Annotated in this window: 19 protein-coding genes; 6 read left to right on the forward strand and 13 right to left on the reverse strand. The window is 71.3% G+C overall.

Annotated features, from left to right (window positions below):
* Positions 1-873: 873 nt before the first annotated feature.
* Entirely contained in the window at positions 874-1,308 is a 435-nt protein-coding gene (locus SLP03_RS24595) for a hypothetical protein (RefSeq protein WP_319462998.1), read from the forward strand.
* A 214-nt stretch (positions 1,309-1,522) separates the two neighbouring features.
* Here SLP03_RS24595 and SLP03_RS24600 read toward each other — a convergent pair whose 3' ends face one another.
* Complete coding sequence (locus tag SLP03_RS24600; protein ID WP_319462999.1) at positions 1,523-1,783, reverse strand: hypothetical protein; 261 nt, start codon at positions 1,781-1,783, stop codon at positions 1,523-1,525.
* Between the two features lie 275 nt (positions 1,784-2,058).
* On the opposite strand from SLP03_RS24600, the gene SLP03_RS24605 reads away from it, so the two are divergent.
* From SLP03_RS24605 to SLP03_RS24620, 4 genes are all read left to right on the forward strand, one after another.
* Entirely contained in the window at positions 2,059-2,331 is a 273-nt protein-coding gene (locus SLP03_RS24605; protein WP_319463000.1) for a PadR family transcriptional regulator, read from the forward strand.
* Between the two features lie 29 nt (positions 2,332-2,360).
* Positions 2,361-3,239 (forward strand): hypothetical protein, encoded by an 879-nt coding sequence (locus SLP03_RS24610; protein WP_319463001.1) that lies wholly within the window; start codon positions 2,361-2,363, stop codon positions 3,237-3,239.
* 256 nt (positions 3,240-3,495) lie between these two features.
* Positions 3,496-3,990 carry a hypothetical protein gene (locus tag SLP03_RS24615; protein WP_319463002.1) on the forward strand — a complete coding sequence of 165 codons (495 nt, stop codon included), beginning with the start codon at positions 3,496-3,498 and terminating at the stop codon, positions 3,988-3,990.
* 358 nt (positions 3,991-4,348) lie between these two features.
* Entirely contained in the window at positions 4,349-4,798 is a 450-nt protein-coding gene (locus SLP03_RS24620) for a DUF4262 domain-containing protein (protein WP_319463003.1), read from the forward strand.
* Between the two features lie 152 nt (positions 4,799-4,950).
* On the opposite strand, the gene SLP03_RS24625 is transcribed toward SLP03_RS24620, so the two are convergent.
* The 12 genes from SLP03_RS24625 to SLP03_RS24680 are packed head-to-tail and all read right to left on the reverse strand — an operon-like array spanning position 4,951 to position 15,462.
* Positions 4,951-8,145 carry a BTAD domain-containing putative transcriptional regulator gene (locus SLP03_RS24625; RefSeq protein WP_319463004.1) on the reverse strand — a complete coding sequence of 1,065 codons (3,195 nt, stop codon included), beginning with the start codon at positions 8,143-8,145 and terminating at the stop codon, positions 4,951-4,953.
* A gap of 31 nt (positions 8,146-8,176) precedes the next feature.
* On the reverse strand, positions 8,177-8,623 hold the full coding sequence (locus SLP03_RS24630) for a pilus assembly protein TadG-related protein (RefSeq protein ID WP_319463005.1): 447 nt from the start codon (positions 8,621-8,623) through the stop codon (positions 8,177-8,179).
* Positions 8,620-9,087 (reverse strand): hypothetical protein, encoded by a 468-nt coding sequence (locus SLP03_RS24635; protein ID WP_319463006.1) that lies wholly within the window; start codon positions 9,085-9,087, stop codon positions 8,620-8,622. Before SLP03_RS24635 ends, SLP03_RS24630 begins: the two co-directional genes overlap by 4 nt.
* Positions 9,084-9,524: a TadE/TadG family type IV pilus assembly protein gene (locus tag SLP03_RS24640; RefSeq protein ID WP_319463007.1), complete on the reverse strand. Its 441-nt coding sequence runs from the start codon at positions 9,522-9,524 to the stop codon at positions 9,084-9,086. The genes SLP03_RS24635 and SLP03_RS24640 overlap by 4 nt, the downstream gene beginning before the upstream one ends.
* A gap of 15 nt (positions 9,525-9,539) precedes the next feature.
* A complete protein-coding gene (locus SLP03_RS24645; protein ID WP_319463008.1) occupies positions 9,540-9,740 on the reverse strand; it encodes a hypothetical protein in 201 nt (66 codons plus the stop codon).
* A 25-nt stretch (positions 9,741-9,765) separates the two neighbouring features.
* The gene (locus tag SLP03_RS24650) at positions 9,766-10,638 is read right to left on the reverse strand and encodes a type II secretion system F family protein (protein ID WP_319463009.1); all 873 of its coding nucleotides are present in this window, start codon (positions 10,636-10,638) and stop codon (positions 9,766-9,768) included.
* The gene (locus SLP03_RS24655; RefSeq protein WP_319463010.1) at positions 10,635-11,483 is read right to left on the reverse strand and encodes a type II secretion system F family protein; all 849 of its coding nucleotides are present in this window, start codon (positions 11,481-11,483) and stop codon (positions 10,635-10,637) included. Before SLP03_RS24655 ends, SLP03_RS24650 begins: the two co-directional genes overlap by 4 nt.
* Positions 11,484-11,486: 3 nt before the next feature.
* A complete protein-coding gene (locus SLP03_RS24660; protein WP_319463011.1) occupies positions 11,487-12,794 on the reverse strand; it encodes a CpaF family protein in 1,308 nt (435 codons plus the stop codon).
* Positions 12,791-13,534, reverse strand: coding sequence for a hypothetical protein (locus SLP03_RS24665; protein WP_319463012.1), 744 nt, complete (start codon positions 13,532-13,534; stop codon positions 12,791-12,793). Before SLP03_RS24665 ends, SLP03_RS24660 begins: the two co-directional genes overlap by 4 nt.
* Before the next feature lie 7 nt (positions 13,535-13,541).
* A complete protein-coding gene (locus SLP03_RS24670; RefSeq protein WP_319463013.1) occupies positions 13,542-14,234 on the reverse strand; it encodes an SAF domain-containing protein in 693 nt (230 codons plus the stop codon).
* Positions 14,231-15,097: a hypothetical protein gene (locus SLP03_RS24675; RefSeq protein ID WP_319463014.1), complete on the reverse strand. Its 867-nt coding sequence runs from the start codon at positions 15,095-15,097 to the stop codon at positions 14,231-14,233. The genes SLP03_RS24670 and SLP03_RS24675 overlap by 4 nt, the downstream gene beginning before the upstream one ends.
* Positions 15,091-15,462, reverse strand: coding sequence for a hypothetical protein (locus SLP03_RS24680; protein WP_319463015.1), 372 nt, complete (start codon positions 15,460-15,462; stop codon positions 15,091-15,093). The genes SLP03_RS24675 and SLP03_RS24680 overlap by 7 nt, the downstream gene beginning before the upstream one ends.
* A 952-nt stretch (positions 15,463-16,414) precedes the next feature.
* Here SLP03_RS24680 and SLP03_RS24685 point away from each other — a divergent pair.
* The gene (locus SLP03_RS24685) at positions 16,415-16,795 is read left to right on the forward strand and encodes a winged helix-turn-helix transcriptional regulator (RefSeq protein ID WP_319463016.1); all 381 of its coding nucleotides are present in this window, start codon (positions 16,415-16,417) and stop codon (positions 16,793-16,795) included.
* Positions 16,796-17,012 lie beyond the last annotated feature (217 nt).

A 17,012-nucleotide genomic window follows, 5' to 3' on the forward strand; every position in this document is an offset into this window, starting at 1 on the left:
CCGCCACACGCCGGCGATCCACGAGCCTGCGGCAGGGACGGAAGGCAATCCTTGACCGGGCAGTGGTTCTCGTTCAGAGAGGCGCACAAACGAACAGGCCAGTGCACCCATCTGCCGCGATCCGCGCCTGGCGGAGCGTGACGGCGGCTGCTACCGCTCGGCATCCTGATCTGCCGATGAGGAGCGGACGTTCTGGCGGGGTGACAACTATTGAACCCACCGGTCGCGGACCGTGGTTCACTCTCAGTCGTGAACACCCCCGATCTCGCCGCTCTGGTGCCCGGTCAGATGGCTCGGCATCTAAGCTTCGAGTGGACCATCCTGTCGGGCTGGGTCCCGGAGGAGGACCTGGTGGTCGAGTTGCACCCTCGCGGCTGGCCGGAGCGGGTGGCCACAGTCCAAGTCAACTCCGGGGCGGAGGTCTTCAGCTTCACCTTCGCTGGGCACTTGAGCCACGGGTTCGCCTACGAGGATCAGGACCGGTCCGAGACCCTTCAGGAGCGAATCGACCTTGCCGCTGAGGCCGCCAGCGGGCCCACGCGAGTCATCCGTGACTGCCGTGGCGGCATCACTGTCAGAAGCACGTTGGTGGTAGATCCCGATGGGCCGTACCCACGCCCGGACGTCGTCAGCTACCCCTTACGGCGCCTTAAGTCGCTTTTCAGAGCGGGCCGCGGTACACGAGAGGTTGACGACTTCCCCGCTGTACGCTGCAGCTAGCAATCACGACTGCTCTGCGCCAATGCTCGCGCATGCCACGAGGCGTGCGCCCGAAAGTGACGGATGCCGAGCAAGCGCGACCGCGACGAGAATGGCTGCCCGCACTGGCAGGGCTGCTTCGAGCAGCCGCGTTGAAGACAAGGGCGGCAAGGGATGACCACCAAGATCGTCCAACTGTGGGCCGAGGGCCTCGCGCCTGCGTGGGACGGCCTGTACCGGGCGGACGGCTCTGCACGCGCCGTCGAACTGAGCGGCGGAGCGAGGTTGGTCGGGTTCGAACTCGGCCCGCCGCTCGACGTGGACGCCATGCTGGACGAGGACCCCGACAACGTAACCCACGTCGACATCCTTCGCGGCGCGGACGTCCCCATACCGGACGGTTCCGGTTACGTCTGCGGCGGCGACGGAGCCCACGGTTCCGAAGGCTTCTTCGCCCGACTGGACAAGGACCGGAACCTGATGTGGATCGCGGCGCTGACCGACTCCAACCCGTTCGAGAAGGCGGAAGTGCGTGGCTCACTGGCCACGTTCACCAACAACTGGGGCAACTCGGTGACGGTCGACCTCGACCATCCCGACTTCGCCTGAGCGTCCGCCGCATCGGCAACGGGCGGGAGCAGGCCCCCGGGTGCGGGGCGCGCCACCTTGCACCTGCTCGGCCTGGGCAGGTTGGCACCGGGCGATGCCGATCGTGGCAGGCACCGCGAACTGGTACGCCGCCTACCTAATCAGGGTGGTGCGGGTCGGATGGCGCGCTCGGGTCGATGCACTCATTTGCCGCAGCAAGCGCGTCGACTACGGCTTACCGGCGCAGGTCTCGGACGTGAGGCTCATCCATCGGCCGCAGCACCTCCATGGGCGTGCGGCCGGTCGCCGCAGCCAGAGCGGTGATTGCCGTCGCGGCGAGTGCGGTGAGGTTCAGCGCAAGCGCCAAGCTGTCCTCGCGAACAGCAGCGTCCGTGATGTTGTAGACGTCGACATCCTCGTCCGCGAGGTAAGCCGCTACGCCGTTGACCGCAGCTCGACGCGATTCGGCGCCGATACGTCGTCGACTCTGTGCCACGGATCGAGTATCCACCAACGACCCGCGTGCTCATGCGGACGCCCTCTTCTGCCGCGATCCGCGCGGCACGCAGCGTGACGGCTGGAGCTGCCGCTCGCCATCCGGAACTGCCGATGACAGGGCATTCGTTCAGGTTGATGTGCCGGAGCCGCTCGGGTCGCCCCCGGCGATGCGGCTTGACGTCGCTACTACGTCCTGCGATGCTACGCACAACGTTGTAACTGGAGGAAAGTATGTCTGGGCTGTCTCAACTCGGTAGGTTCTCGGAGCCCGCGTTGCTCATCCTGGTCAGCCTCGCTGACGGGGCGAAGCACGGCTATGCGATGCAGGACGACATCGCCGCCCTTACCGACGAACGGCCAGGACCGGGCACGCTGTACGGCGCGATCCGCCGCCTAGAGGAGCAGGACTACATCGAGTCGTTGCCGGAGCAGGACCGTCGGAAGCCATACCAACTCACCGACAAAGGCCGGGCGGCCCTGCAGACCGAGCTGCAGCGCATGCGTACGGTCGCCAGCACCGGGCTGCGTCGGCTGGCAGTCGCCTGATGCCCACGAACCGAAGCCGGTTTGTCCACGTGGTGCTCGCGCTCTACCCGAGACGCGTCCGCGACCGCTACGGCGCCGAAATCACCGAGTTGCTCACCCACTCTCCCACGCCGGGACGTGACCTCGCCGACGTGGCGTGGTGCGCCCTTGCCGACCGAGGAGCGTCGCTGACCATGTCCCACGCTCGCCCACACCTGCTCAGACTGACGGGGCTGCTCGCCGCCCCGCTCGCGTTCGGAGTCGCGCTGGCGACCCTGGCCAGCATTGCTGTCGCCGTCCTCGGTTTGTTGGAAGGTTTCGGCTACCGGGTCGGTTACCGGCTCGTGGACGTTGTGATCGCCGCTTCCGTGGTGCCGGTCGCTGTGGGCACGGTATGGCTGGCGCGCAGAACCGGGCGTAGGGAACACATCGCCGCGCCGATATTCGTCGTACCCACGGCCCTGGCGCTGGGAACCATCGCGGTGGCGAGCCTGCCCTACCTAGGCGAAGCCCTGGGCGAAACATGGTGGGCAACGCTGGTGTCGTCGCTGTGCTGGTACGCCGCCACGTTCGCGCTCGCCACGGGCGGCGCCGCACTGAATCAGCGGGCAAGGACCGGCGCCGCCTGGACGGTCATGGTGCTGGGCGGCCTCGCCATCCTCGAACTCACCTGCACCGTGTACGTGCTGCTCGTACACCGTTCGTACGGACTGCCTTCGTCGTCCGCGTTCGGCGCCTACCCGGTAGTGATCACCGGAATCGACCCCGGGCTCGTCGGTGACCCGGCGGGCCAGTTGGCCGAGGCGCTCAAAGGTCTGCCTGCCCTGCTCACGGTATGTACAGCGTTCACGCTCACGCTGGTCATCACCCGCGCCACGCGACGGCACGCGACGCCGAAGCCAGCCTCAACCCCACCCGCCACGTCGTGAATCGTGCAGAGCCAGCAGAGATCTCCACCCCCTCCGGACGCAAAGCAGATATCCGCTTCTGCCGCAGACCGAGCGGTTGAGGTCGCGGCTGGATCGCGACCAGCAGGCCAGGCAGAAACGAAACTGATTGGTGCGGGCGGGCGCGGCTGGCATGATCATGCGACCCGGACGGCGACCGGTCCGGACGCCGGGGTTACCGAAGGTGATGCCAGTGCGACTCTTCAAACGGCGACCGTTGACTCCCGTCGAGCGGCTCATGGCCGCCGCCGGGCTGCCCACTGCGGGTGGCGAGATCCCGGTGCGGGACGTCGTCATGGACGTGGTGCAGCGTAGGAGCAGGCGGGTCACGGCAACCCTTGCCGTCGTCGAGGAGTTGCTGGTTGAGGAGGGCGACGCGTCGCGCATCGCGCTGGACTTTCTCGAGGATCTTCAGAACGCGGCGTCACACGGGACGGAGGGACTGTTCACCACGGAGGAGCTGCTGCCGTTGCGCGGACCCCGGACGGTGGAGGGCTGGGAGACGGTGGACCGGTTCTGGGCCGCTGTCGTCGCCTGGTGCGACGAGAGCGGGGTGGAGCTGGAGTCGAGTGAGTCGCTCCGCGTCGTCGAGCATCCGGCACTGCGGTCGATCATGTGGCCGTCGTGCCGCAGCCTCGCTGACGGGCGACGGGTAGGTCTCAGCAATGTGGTGCTGTACGAGAAGGCGGTTGGCGTGCCGATGGCCGGCTTCGGTCACCACCCGACGGCATGACCGGACAGGCGGCGGCGCGACCAGCACGCCGCCCCGCCGGAACCCGAATCATCATCTCCCAGAGCAGGACCTCGACGGCGACAGCCGGAAACAGTCCTGTACAGCTACGCGGCCTCCGACGCCCCGGATCTGCACGCCGAGGTTTCGGCGATCCTACGGCCATAGCAATCCACTGCATCACTCTGGAGGCCTCGCCTCGCAAGTCGCTGGCTTATCGGGCACGTGGAACATCACGTCCAGGCCCCAAAGGCAACGAGACGTGCCCCCGACGCACATGCCGACGCAACACGCTCTTCTAATGCCGCGATGTGTGCGCGGCGGTCGATGTCGGCTTCGTACGCTTAGTAGCGACACCCGATTGAGGGCACGGCCAGCAAGCAGGCGACGGACGTCATGGAAACATCCGCGCCCGTATGCGAAGCTCCGCGCCAATACGAAGGCAAACCAGGTCGGTAAAGCTGACGACTACCCCGAGCTACTGATCGCAGGACTGGACCCCGCCAAATCGAAGGCGCTGCTCAACGACCTCGCCGGCAGGGTGTACGACAGGGCCGAACGGTTCCACCACGGCCAGCGCATCAGCGACCTCATCGCCGGCTACGACGCCGTCATCGTAGGCGGCGACGCCACGCCGGAGTTGCATCCCGGCACCGCCTATGGCCGCTATTGGCGCGACCGTGTGCGCCTGCAGCAGATCGTCTGGCCAGATCCGCAGGGCCGCTTCCCCTGGGACAGCGGCTACGCCTACCCCAAGGGCTGCAGCCGATCATCGGACGACTGTAGTCCCGCCCTGTCACCACGGGCTTGAGGCTGGGCCGGCGCTCTACGTGCGTCGGCCCAGCCTCCAGCGGGCCCTGCCGCCGACGGCTCGCGTGCCCACGCTCCCGGTGGGGTTCCCGGGCGAGGAAGGAGGCGGCCTTTTGTCGTTCACCGTCCGGCAGATGCGGCCGAGCAAGGGCCTCAGACGGGCCTCCCGTCCTCATCGGGCGGACGGCGTACGTGGGAGTCGTGGCCGCTGCGGCGCAGGTCTGCCATGAGGCGGTCGGCCAGTGTGAGGGTGTCGTCGCTGGGCTCGGCATCGATCTCGGCGAGCTGGCGGGTCAGGGTCCGGCGCAGCGCCCGCACGGCGTCGAGGTCGCCGAGCTGCGCGCGGGCGCGCATCGCTGTCTGGTAGAGCGCTTCGACGTAGGGGTGTTGTGGGATCGCCGCGTCCAGTACGGCAAGCTGCTCGGCTGGGTCGCTGGTGAGTTCCTCGGCGAGGGCGACGGTGGCGTCGAGGGCCTCTTGGCGTATGGCCTCCCGGTAGGGCTCGAGCCATTCGTACTCGCAGCCCTGCGCCAGTGGCCGGCGGTAGGTGTCGGCGGCGCGGCGCAGTGCCGCGACCCGCTCAGGTTTGCTGGTGGCGGCGTCGGCGGCGCGGATGTCGGCGCGCATCCTCCACAGGTCGATGTCGAAGCGCTCGGCGTTGAGCTGGTAGCGGTGGTTCGGGTGGGTGAGGTAGCTGCCGGGGCCGGCGTTGTGGCGCAGGACGCTGCGCAGGTCTGAGACGTAGGTGTGCAGCCGGTGCGCGGCCTTGCTCGCTGGGGCGTCGGGGAGCAGGTCGTCCAGGATGGCCTCTGCGGAGGCGCTGCCGTCCCGGACCGCCAGGTACACGAGTAGATCGAGGGACTTCGCGCGCAGGTGGCGTTGCGGGTCGGCGCCGACGATGCCCGGCGCGCCGAGCACGGCGACCTCGACCGGGCCGGGCATGCCTGCGGTCGTCTCCGTGCGAGGTGGCGTCGGGGCGTCGGTGGCCGAAGCGTGGCCTTCGCCGGGGTCGTCGGTGTCCGCTGTAGCAGCAGGGCCGCCGCGGGCCGTGGAATCAGCGGCCGATGCCGTGCCGCCTGAAGCACCCGCGGTGCCGCTGTCGACTGGACGGGCGGGAGCTTCGGCGGCTGCTTCCGTCGGTGGCTGCGCATCATCAGGTTGGGTCGGCGGGCGGGCTGGCGGCAGCGGCTCGGGGTCCTGCTCAGGAGGGGGTGCGGCTTCGGCGGGGGCGGGTGCGGGAAGCTGGCCGGTGTGGGATTCCGCTAGGGTCGCGAGGAGGGCGGCGGTTTCGTCGGGGTTGATGACGGCGAGCCGGCCCACGTCTGCCGGGTGGGAGCCGTGGCGGGTGGTGTCGCCGTCGGCGGGGGTGGTGGTGCCGTCATCGGCGACGTCGACGGTGTTCCCGTCGGGCCATGTTCCGAGGAGCACGCCGTGAATGTCCAGGCGTTGGCCTTGCGTGAGCAGGGCGGCGATGCGGGCGCGTTCGTGGCGACCGGTGGCGTCGGCCAGCAGGATGATCGGTGGCAGGGGTTCTTCGTAGGGGTCGGCGGCGCGCAGGTCGGTGACGGTGTCGACCTCGTGTTGGTAGACCAGTCGGGTGCGGTGCAGTGTCTGCGCTTCGAGGATCTCCAGGGCGTCGTCGAGGCCGGCGGTGATGGTCAGCCGGGGCGTGCGGGGCAGGGTGACTGCGGCGGCGCCGAGCAGCGTCGCCGCGGTGGCTGAGGGCATCACCACCTGGGCGCGGGATTCGGGGTGGTCCGGTCCGCCTGCGGCCAGGGCGGCGGTGAGGAATCCGCGGGCGGCGGCTTCCGCGCCGGGGCCGGTCAGGCCGAGCCCGGCGGGCGGCCATACCGTCGTCAGCGGGTGGGCGAGGGCCGGCGACACCGGTGTGGGCTCGCCGCTGCCTTGTTCGCCGACGTCCTGGGCGACTGCGGGGGTGGTGTCGGGGTCGCCGGTGCCGCCGTGGGTGGGCTGGGCGTCGGTGTCGTCGGGGTCGCGATGGGTTCCGGCGGTGGGGTGGTCGTCGCTGCCGTCGAACTCGCCGGTGGGCCTGTCGGCGGTGTCGTACTCGTCGTGGTCGGGCGTGTCGGGCTGCCCGGCAGCGGTGCGGCGCAGTGCGCGGCGGATCTGGTCTATGACGGGAGGCATGGGCGCGAGGTTGGGGTCGCCCAGGCGCGGCAGAGCCGAGGGCTTGCGGGGGGTGTAGCGGCGTTGGCGGTGTGCCCACACCAGCGCGGCGGCGGCGGCGATTGCCAGGGCGAGGCCGAGGTCGACCCAGCTTCCGGTGGGAAGTGACACGCCGCGGTTGTTCCGCTCGCCGTTGGGGCGGCTGGTCTGGGTCGGGCTGGAGCCGGCCGCGTCGCTCGTGCTGGTGGTGGCAGTGGTGGGTGCGGGCGCAGTGGTGCCGCTGCTGGTGGGCGTTGGGGTGGTGGCCGTAGCACTCGGGGTGGGGGTGGATGCCGACGCTCTGGTGGCGGTCGGTCCGGCCGTGGGGGTGACGTCGGTGGCCGTCGGGGGTGTCGGTGCCTCAATGTCCGGACGCTCTGCGGGTGGCTTGGGCGGCGCGGGTCGGGGGTGGTGGCCGGCGGGTGGGGTGGCGTCTGCGGGCAGGTCGAGGGTCCAGCCGGGGTAGATGATGTTCGGGTTGCGCAGGGTTCCGCCGACGTCGGTGAAGTGGGTGCCGCGGTTGAGGGCGAAGATTTCCGGCCAGCGGTGAGGGTCGCCGAGCCACTGCTCGGCTATCTCGGACAGGGTGTCGCCGCGCTTGACGGTGTAGGTGTATTCGCGGCCAGCGGCGACGAGGATCAGGTCCCCGGTGGTTTCGGTCTTGCGGGCAGGTGCCGCAGCGGCCGACGGTGTGTCCGTCCCGGCCGCGGTGGCGGCCCGTCCGCTCCCAGGGTGCGACGTGTCGGAAGCTGCCGTGATCATGACCGTGGCGCCGGGGCTGGCCTGTGCGGGCGCGGACAGGGGCGGTGTGGCGGCCTGGGCGGCGGTGGCGAGGACGCCTCCGGTGATCGTGGCGACGAGGAGCGCGGCGAGGCCGCGCGTAGGCGCGAGGGCGCGCGGTTGGGGTAGCCGCACGCCGGTGAGGGCGGCGGCGAACTCGGCGATGACCGACCAGGCGAACGACGTCCAGGCCAGCCAGAGCAGTCCGACGAGGAGTGCGCCGAGGGTCTGGTCGGTCAGTGGGGTGGTCAGGGTCGTCGCGATGTCGTGCCAGGACGGCAGGCTGTTCGGCAGCGGTGGGTGGAGGTAGCGCAGCAGGGTCCAGGGAATCCCGGCGAGCAGCAGCGCCAGCATCGCGACGCCGGCGACGCGGCGGGCGGTGGAGGTGAGCAGGGCGAGCACGGTGGCAGCTCCCGGGAGGAGTCGGGGGTGGTCAGGTGGGGGCGGTGACGCCGGTGAGTGGTGTGGCGGTCGCGGTGGCGGAGACCGGCAGGCTGGTGATGCCGACGAGGGTGAGCAGTTGGGTGGGCCGGCGGGTCGTGATGGTGACGGTGACGGTGGTGGTTGAGGCGGTGGCGGTGCCGGGGACGGCGGCTTGGGCGAGGAAGGCGCGGGCGGCGGTGGTGGCCTGGGCGGGGTCGAGCTGCACGGTGCCGGTGCGGCGGTAGGTGTCCAGGTCGATCTCGCGGGCGCCGGCGCGGGCGGCGGCCTGGGCGAGGTCGAGGACGCGGACCTTGTCGGACATGCCGAGGCCGAGGTCCAGGACGAGGCCGGCGAGGATGAGGACGATGAGCACGCCGACGATGGTCCAGGGGGTGACTTGGCCGCGGTCGTCGTCACGCAGCCGCCGCAGCGGGCGGCGAGGCTGGTGGTGGGTCATGGCTGTTGTTCCCCGATGTAGGTGTCGACGGGCTGGCGGGCGGTGCCGGTTATGCGGACCGCGCCGGGCAGGCCGAGCCCGTAGAGGTCCTGCAGCGCGACGGTGCAGGTGACCGTGACGGCGACCTGTCCGCCAGGGGCGAGGCCGCCGGCGTCGACGGTGACGGTGCGCGGTGAGCAGGTGATGTCGCGGCCCTGCAGGGTCGCGGCGGCGGCGTCTTGCCCGCCGGCGACCGCGGCGGCGGGGCTGCGGGCCAGGGATGCTTGCCGGGCGGCGGCCGCGGCGGCGGCGTTGACGTCGCTGTCGGCGGAGACCAGGCGCAGGCAGGCGACGATCGCGACGGTGGCGAGGACCATCAGCGGCACGTAGCTGAGCACGATTTCGGTGCTGACGGAGCCTGTGTCGTCGCGCCACCTCGCCCGGCGGCGTGTCGGTCCAGGCCCAGGGTGCTGGCGGGCGGTCATGCTCGGTTCTCCTTCGCCGTCTCGGTCTGCTCCTGTCGTGGCATGGCTTGGGGTCGGAATCGTTCGGTGGGGGCGGCGGCGGTGGTGGCGACTCGCAGGCACAGGAAGGGCACGACGCGGGGAGCGGTGCCGCTGATCCGCACCGTGGTGCGCTCCTGGGTGCGGGTCACGCTGACCTGCCGGTCGCCGACGAGGCTGCCGGCGAGTTGGGTGAGCACCGTGTTCGCGTCGGCCTGTCCGGCTGTCGTGGTGCCCTGGTAGACGCGGGTGGTCTGCAGGGCGTGGTTGGCGGCGTGCTGTACCGCGAGGTGGGCCAGTCCCAAGGTGGCGAACTGCACGCTGAGCAGGACGAGCAGCATCAGCAGGGGGGCGTAGAGGACGACCTCGGTGGTGACGGAGCCCCGGTCGCCACCGGGTCGTCGTCGCGTGCGGCGCATCGTAGTCCCCGTCCGTTAGAGGTTGATGCCGGTCATCTTCGTGATGATCTTGGTGTTGAAGATGGCGTAGACGGTGGCGACGAGGATGACGAGGAACGCGATCCACAGGACCTTCTCGGTGGTCTCGCTGCCCCGGTCGCGGGAGTCTCGCAGGCGGCGCGTCCGGTCGGTCAGGGTGAGTCCGAGCAGGGTCAGTGCGGCGTGCAGTCGGGACACGATGTCTGCTCCTTGGCGAGAGGGGTTAGAAGGTGTCGATGGCGGCGACGGCCGGGTAGAGCAGGAAGATCATGTAGGCGACGGCGAGCAGCATCACGGGCATCGACATGCGTTCGGTGGCGGAGTTGGCCTTGGCCTCGAGGGCGTTGGCCTGGTGGGCGCGCATGGTGGCGGCGCGGATGCCCAGGGATGTGCGGATCCGGGCGCCTTCGGCGCCGGCGAGGCTCATGGTGGCGGCCAGTTCCTGCAGTTCGATGACGCCGGTGTCCTCGCCGAGCTGGCCGAGGGCCTGCCAGGGTGGGATGCGCAGCAGCCGTGCGGTGGCCACGGCTCGGTTGATCCGGTTGGCGGCCCAGCCGGAGGTGTCGGCGCAGGCGTCGTCGAGGGCCTGTTCGAGTCCGGCGCCGCCGGCCAGGGAGATGACGACCAGGTCGAGCACGGCGGACAGGGCGTAGCGCAGCTCGTCGCGGCGGCGTTGCGCCTCGGCGTGCACCGTGGTTTCGGCGAGCCACCATCCGCCGACGCCGCCGGCGAGGGACGCCCACAGCGGCACACCGGCGGCGAAGGTGGTGCCACCGGCGGCCAGCAGCGCGACGACCAGGGGCGGCAGCAGCAGGCCGGCGATCACGGCGAGGGTCTGGTCGGCCAGGTGCGCCGCGACGAGACGCTCCAGCACGGCCAGGTCGGCGCGGGTGCGGGCGCCCGGCAGGTTGACCGTCTGCCACGGCCCGGCCAGCAGCCGCACGCGCCACGGCAGCGGCCCGCCCACCGGTTCGGGTGCCCGGCGTAGCCCGTCGAGGACCTGGGCCAGGCTGGGGCGGGCTGGCACCAGACCGGACACGGCGAAGAGAACGCCGATACCGGCCACGACGCCGGCGGCGAGGACCAGGGGGCTCATGCCGGTATCCGTTCGCCGGCCTCGGAGAGGATGCGGGGTGGGGCGGGGATGCGGGAGGCGCGGGCCAGCCACCAGAACCCGCCGGCGAACACCGCGCCGACGAGGAGCAGGACCATCTGCCCGGTGAGGGTGCCGTAGGGGGCGAGGAAGCCGCGGTTGAGCACGATCAGCCCGGCGACCATCACCACCGAGGTGCCGGTGATGACCCGCGCGGCGGTGCGGGTGGTGGCCCGGGCGGTGGCCACGCGCATCCGGATCGAGGCCTGCTCGCGGGCGGTGGCGGCGAGGCTGGTCAGGCTGTCGGTCAGCTGCCCGCCGTGGTAGCCGGCGGCCTGCTGCAACGCCCGCACCACCAGGTCGGCGGTCGGGTCTGCCAGCTCGGCGGCGAAGACTCTCAGCGCGTCCAGCAGCCGCGCTCCCGACCGGACGCCATCGGCCAACGCCTGGACTTGGGCGCGGATCGGTGCCGGGGTGACCGCGGCGGTCACGGTGATCGCCTGCTCCAGCCCAGCCGCCGAGGACAGGGTGTCGCGCAGCAGTTCCGCCCACGTCGCGATCGCCTCGATGCGCCCCAGTGACCGCTGGTGCTCCCGGTCCGGCCCGAGTACCTGCGGCAGGGTCCACACCCCTGCTGCGGTCAGCAGCGCCGCGACCGGCCAGCGGGTCAGCACGGCGGCGGCGAACCCCGCCGCCACCGCCACCGCCAGGCGGGTGCGGTCCGCCGGCGTCCATGCCCGCCGCCGGGAGGCCGGTGCCGGGCCGGGTGGGCGGCGGCGCAGCCCGTCGACGATCAGGGTGAGCCCGGCCGCGCACACCAGGCCCAGCAGGATCGGCAGGAGGTTCATCGCTTACCACCGGTCCTTGTCGAGCAGGTCGGGGTCGAGGCCGGCGGCGACGAGCTGGTCGAGGGTGTCCGCGCGCATCGGCGCCGCGGGCAGGGCGCGCCGGTCCGGGCCGGGCCGGTAGATCTCGTTGCTGGGCACCTGCGTGCCGTCGGTCTCGAGGACCTGCCGGATGGAGGAGACGACCCGGGTGCCGTCGGTCGCGGTGTCCAGGTGGATGACGAAATCGACGGCCTGGCCGATGAGCATGTTCGCCGCGTCGAAGGGGAACCGCTCCGGTGCCTGCATGACGTAGGTGGCCAGCCGGGACAGGGCCTGCTTCGACGAGGAGGCGTGCAGGGTGCACATCGACCCGTCGTTGCCCTGCGACATGGCCAGGAGCATGGGTACGGCTTCGGCGCCGCGGGATTCGCCGACGATGACCCGGTCGGGGCGCATCCGCAGCCCCCACCGCACCATCGTGGACATGTCGATCCCGCCGACGCCCTCCAGGTTCGGTTCGCGCTGCTGCAGCGCGGTGGTGTTCGGGTGGGCGTCGGCGTCCTCGTCAAGGCCAAGTTCGTAGGCGTCCTCGACGGTGACGATCCGCTCCAGCGGGCTCATCGCCCCCGCCGCCGCGCGCAGCAGGGTGGTCTTCCCGGCGCCGGTGCCGCCGGAGATGATCAGGTTCTTGCGGGCGCGGACCATCGCCGCGATCAGCTCCCGCAGCCCCAGGGTGATCTCCCCGCGCTGCTGCAGGTCGTCGAGGGTGACCTTCTGCAGCACGTTGCGGCGGATCGACAGGCTGGGTCGCTTCGCCACGGCCATGACGGCGAAGAGCCGCTGCCCGCCCGGCAGGCGCAGCGACAATCCCGGCGACCCGCGGTCGAAGCGCCGCTCCTCCTGCCCGCTGCGGGCCGCCGCGACGCGGACGAGGTCGACCAGGTCGGCGTCGGAGGCGGCCACGGGCGGTAGCCGCATCACCCGGTCCTCGGTGGTGCGGATCCACACGTTGTCGCAGCCGTTGACGAAGATGTCCTCGACCTGAGGGTCGTCCAGCAGCCGTTGCAACCCGCCCAGCCCGGTGAACGAGTCCCGCAACGCGCGGGCGACCGCCGCCTCCGCCTGCGGCGACGGCGGGGTACGGCCCGCGGCGATGTCCGCCTCCGCGCTGCGCACCAACTCCTCAGCGATAAGCCTCGCGATCAGGGCATCACGCTCGGCGTCGGGCAGCCCGGCGCCCCGTTCGGCGAGCCGGTCGCTGACCCGCGCCCGCAGGCGCGCCACCACCTCCGGCGGCGCCGCCGACCGCCCAGCAGGGTCCGCCCCGGTCACCGCGACACCACCCCCGACTCCGCCTCATCCCGGTGGGTGACCTGCTGGTGCAGGGTCGCGGCGAGGTCGCGCAGGGCCCGCACCAGACGGGTGCGCTGCCACGCCCGGCCGACCAACCGGCCCGTCAGGACACCGGCTCCCCACCGGTCGCGCGGCAACACCGCCCACACCGGTGCTCCCAGCCGCGCAGCGATCTCACCGGCCGGGTAGGAGCCGGGCCCGGCGAGCGCCAGTCCCAGCACACCGGGCCGGGTCACCTCCCGCAGCCACGGCATCCGCGCGTCCACATGGTCCAGGTACTCCGTGGCCGGCGATGCCAGGACCAGCACCGCGTCGGCTGCGGGCAGCAGTCCCCCGGCGGGGCTGCCCGGGTAGAGCCGGCCCACGTCCGCGACCACCACGCCCGCGACGCCCCGCAGCACGGTGCCCGAATTGCGGCCCAGCACCGTCACCGACCCGGCGACGGTGTCCGCCGACCCCGGCGCGACGACCGCCTCGATCCCCAGCGGCAGCCCCTGCAGGTGCTCGGCTATCGACTCCACCCCGCCGCCGTGGCGCGTCGAAGCCGCCAGCGAGGTCAGGCCCGGCTGCTGCGCCAGCCCGAACCGGGCCGCGACCACCCCACCCGACGGGTCCGCCTCCACCAGCAGCGCCCGCCCTCCCGGCCACTGCGCCGCCAGCCCCACCGCCGCCGTCGACACGCCTGGAGCGCCCGACAGGGACCCGCACACGATCAACATGCGGTCCTCACCTGCCTGGCCCGAGCTGCACCACCGACACGTCCCCCGTCGCCGACGCGACCGCCTCCGCCGCGTCCGCAGCGAGCAGCACCGTCACCAACTGCGCGCCGACCTGGTCTCCGCCCGCCTCGACCGACACCACCGTGGCCACCGCCCGCCGCACCCCCGCCCCACCGGCGGCGCCCTGCGGCGCGGTCTGCGCCGCGCCGGCCGGCGGCGCGACCAGCACCACCACCCGCGCGCCCGCCGCCAGACCGGCCGGCGCCCGGCCCGGCTTCACCGGCAGCGCGATCACCGCCTGCCCCGCCGGAGGCCACGCCGCCGGCCCCACCTGCCCGACGGTGAGCAGGCTGCCCGCGGCCAACGGCACCGCCGCGGTCCGGCCCACCACACCGGTGCGCTGCCCCGCCGGCAGCAACGCCAACCCCGAGGAGTTCGCCACCCACACCACCTCGACGTCCGCGTCGGTGATCACCTGCCCAGCCGCGACCGGCCGCGCGACCGCCAGGAATGACTCATCCGCATGCCGCCGCAGATCGACCTGCCAGAACACGACCACGCTCAGCACCACCAGCAGCGCCCCCACAGCGACCCGACGGCCGCTGCGCTGCCCCACCCGGCGCCCCGCAGGCGGCACCGCTACCGTCCGCGCAGCCCGATCCGCTTCCGCCGACCGCGGGCGGTTCACCGTCACGCTCATCGCTGCCCCGTCACCGTCGCCTGCGACTCCGCCACCGGCAGCCGCACCGACCCGGTCGTCGTCAACGGCGGCACCCTCGCGCTGCGCCCACCACCGGACCAGGACACCGACCAGATCACCGTCGCGGTCAGCGTGAACGCGTCGCCCGGCGCGCCCGCCGAGCTGACCCGGTAGGTGTGGCCGCACGACGACGCCGCCGCCGGGTCGCCCCCGGGACGCCACGGGGTTCCCGGCCCCTGGCACACCACATCGCCGGTGCCGTCACCCGGGCGCCACACCACCCGCACCGGCGTCGCCGTGGCCGTCACCGACATCCCCGGCACCGACGCCGTCGCCGTCGCCGAACGCTGCCCCCACGTCGAGGGATCCACCCACCACCACACCGGGACCTGCGCCAGCACACCCGCCGCGGCGCTGGGGTTCCTCCGGATCGCGGGGGCTGGCAGCCGCAGCCGCGACACCGCCACCCGTGCCAGCGCCTCCGGGTCGGCGACCTGCCCGTCGGCCAGCCACACCACCTGCTGCGAGCCGATACCGCCCTGCAAGCACGACTGCTCGTACCAGGCACCCGGCCCCGCACCCGCCGGCGGCGCCTGCTGCTGCGGCAACCTCCTGTAAGTGCAGGGCGATTCGCTGCCCCCGCCGGATCCGTCCCCTGATTCGCCGTTGCCATCGCCGCCGGACCCTCCGCCGCTCGGCGACCCCGGTGTGCCTGCGGTGACCTGGCACTCGGGGGCTGTGGGCGTCTGGTCGCAGGTAACGCCGCCCATGCCGCCGTCGGCCCTGGCACCGGTGGCAGGAACGATCAGGGCAGCGGCGAGGGCGGAGACGATGGTTGCTCGTAGGAGGTTGTGCCTCAGCATGTCCCTACTTCCTGTACTCCGAAGCTGGTCACGCTCCAGCCCTCCGCGCCGAGGTCGGTCACCGTGGCCCGAGTAGCTCGGCGTCCACCAGGCGTGTCGTTGATCGGCTGGCCGGAGGCGGTGTAGACGAGGAACTTGGTGTCGTCGACGCAGTCGGTGAGAGTCACCGTCCGCGGCGTGGCGGCGAGCGAGACGTCGGCGACCTCTGGGTTCGAGATGTACTGACCCGAGAGAATCTGTCCCTTGCGCCGGTAGGCCGTCAGGCCGTTCCGCAGGTACTGCAAGGCGTTCCCGCTGGCAAACTTCGGCAGGTTGGGCTCCTGCGGGTTGGCCGTGAGGCCCGCCTTCGCGTACGCCTGCCACATGCCGCGGTACGCAGCAAGCGCCGCCTGCTCCGCAGCGTCTCGGGCATCTGGAGCCGGTGCCGACACCGATGGCGGCGCGCTCTCGTTGGCTTTGGGGGAATCGGTGCTACGGCAGGCTCCGACCAAGCCCAAAAGCACAACGGCGGCAGCGGTGACGCGAAGCCGTCGAGGCCAGGGCGCAGGGAGGAAACTGGGGACAGGCTCTATCCTCTGGTCACCGTCCGTCACGTCGTTCACGTTCAACCGGACGCGTGCCCGCCGCACCATGACACCCCCGCAGAAGTCGCACCAATCAAGGTCTGAAATCACCTCTACACCCAACACCCGCGGTTACCGCAAGGTGCTTACCGGCCAGTGACTACCGATTGGTAACCACCTCCTGGTAACTAGCGATGTACACGTATGGGTTCAAAACCGGACGCCGAATGTCGGCTTCGCGCACTATGCCCGCAGGGTTCGAAAATCGTAGAACCGCGTCACCATCGCTGGGGAGTGCGGATATGAGGAGCGATGACGAGGGCCGAGACCCTCACGGTCTTGCGACTGAATTGGCCCGCAGATCGAACGCGATCACGGCGCTCGTTACTCTGTGCACATTGGAGGGCGCCACCCTCGGCGAACTTCATCAGGCGGCGCGGTGCCCGACCGGGCAGCGGCTGGGACAGGACCTCCGGTGGCTGGCGGCTGTCGGGCTGGTGCGTCGCGAGTCAGCGTCGGGCAGCTGGGATGTCAGCGACCCCGCCGCGATCTATCGACTCTCCGAGCCCGAGCCCGAGCCCGAGCCCGGGCACGCGCTAGCCAAGTCACTAGCGGAACTCGCTGAAGGGTGCGCCAACCTGCGCATTTACCAAGAGCACCCCACTATCTGACGCATCCCCGTCGCAGGGACGGCAGTCAATCTCACAGCCGAGCGCGGTTCACGGATTGCATTCGTGCGCTTACACTCGCCGAGTTGGTCGACCGTGACGGGGAGGGAAGGCGGGTGCAGCGTTTTGAAACTGTCTACGACGCGGTCAGGCTGTGCGGGCACCGGTGGAGCCTAGAAATCCTGACCGTGCTGGATCACCACCGGCAGATGCGATTCACCGATCTGCAGCAGACAATACGGCCGACACCCAGTTCGAAGTCTCTCATCGAAGCGCTGCGCCGCCTGCAAGACCACGGCCTCGTCGACCGTTCCACACTCGCCGACGCCAGCCCCTACCAGCTCAGTGCCGCAGGGCAGCACCTCCTGCCACTCCTGCTGACCTTCATGGACCAGCTTCAGAAGTGGACAGACACCTACCGCGACGGCACCGGACAGCGCGTCGGCCGCGACACCGACGCGGGATAGCCCACGCACGCGCACGGGCGCCAGCAGACTCATGACGAGCAACGCAGCGGCCGCCCTCGCTGTGAGTGCTGGGGCGGGCGTGGCCGCAGGAGCGTCGCTCCCGTCATTGATGCGACGCCTCACGATTCCGCCGAGGCCAACGCCGGATCCTCATTCCTTCCACGTCCCGGTGAGGGTGCAGGACAGACCCCGCCAATCCATGTCGCACTCGGGTCGT

The organism is Micromonospora sp. RTP1Z1, assembly GCF_033804685.1.
GTDB lineage: Bacteria > Actinomycetota > Actinomycetes > Mycobacteriales > Micromonosporaceae > Micromonospora.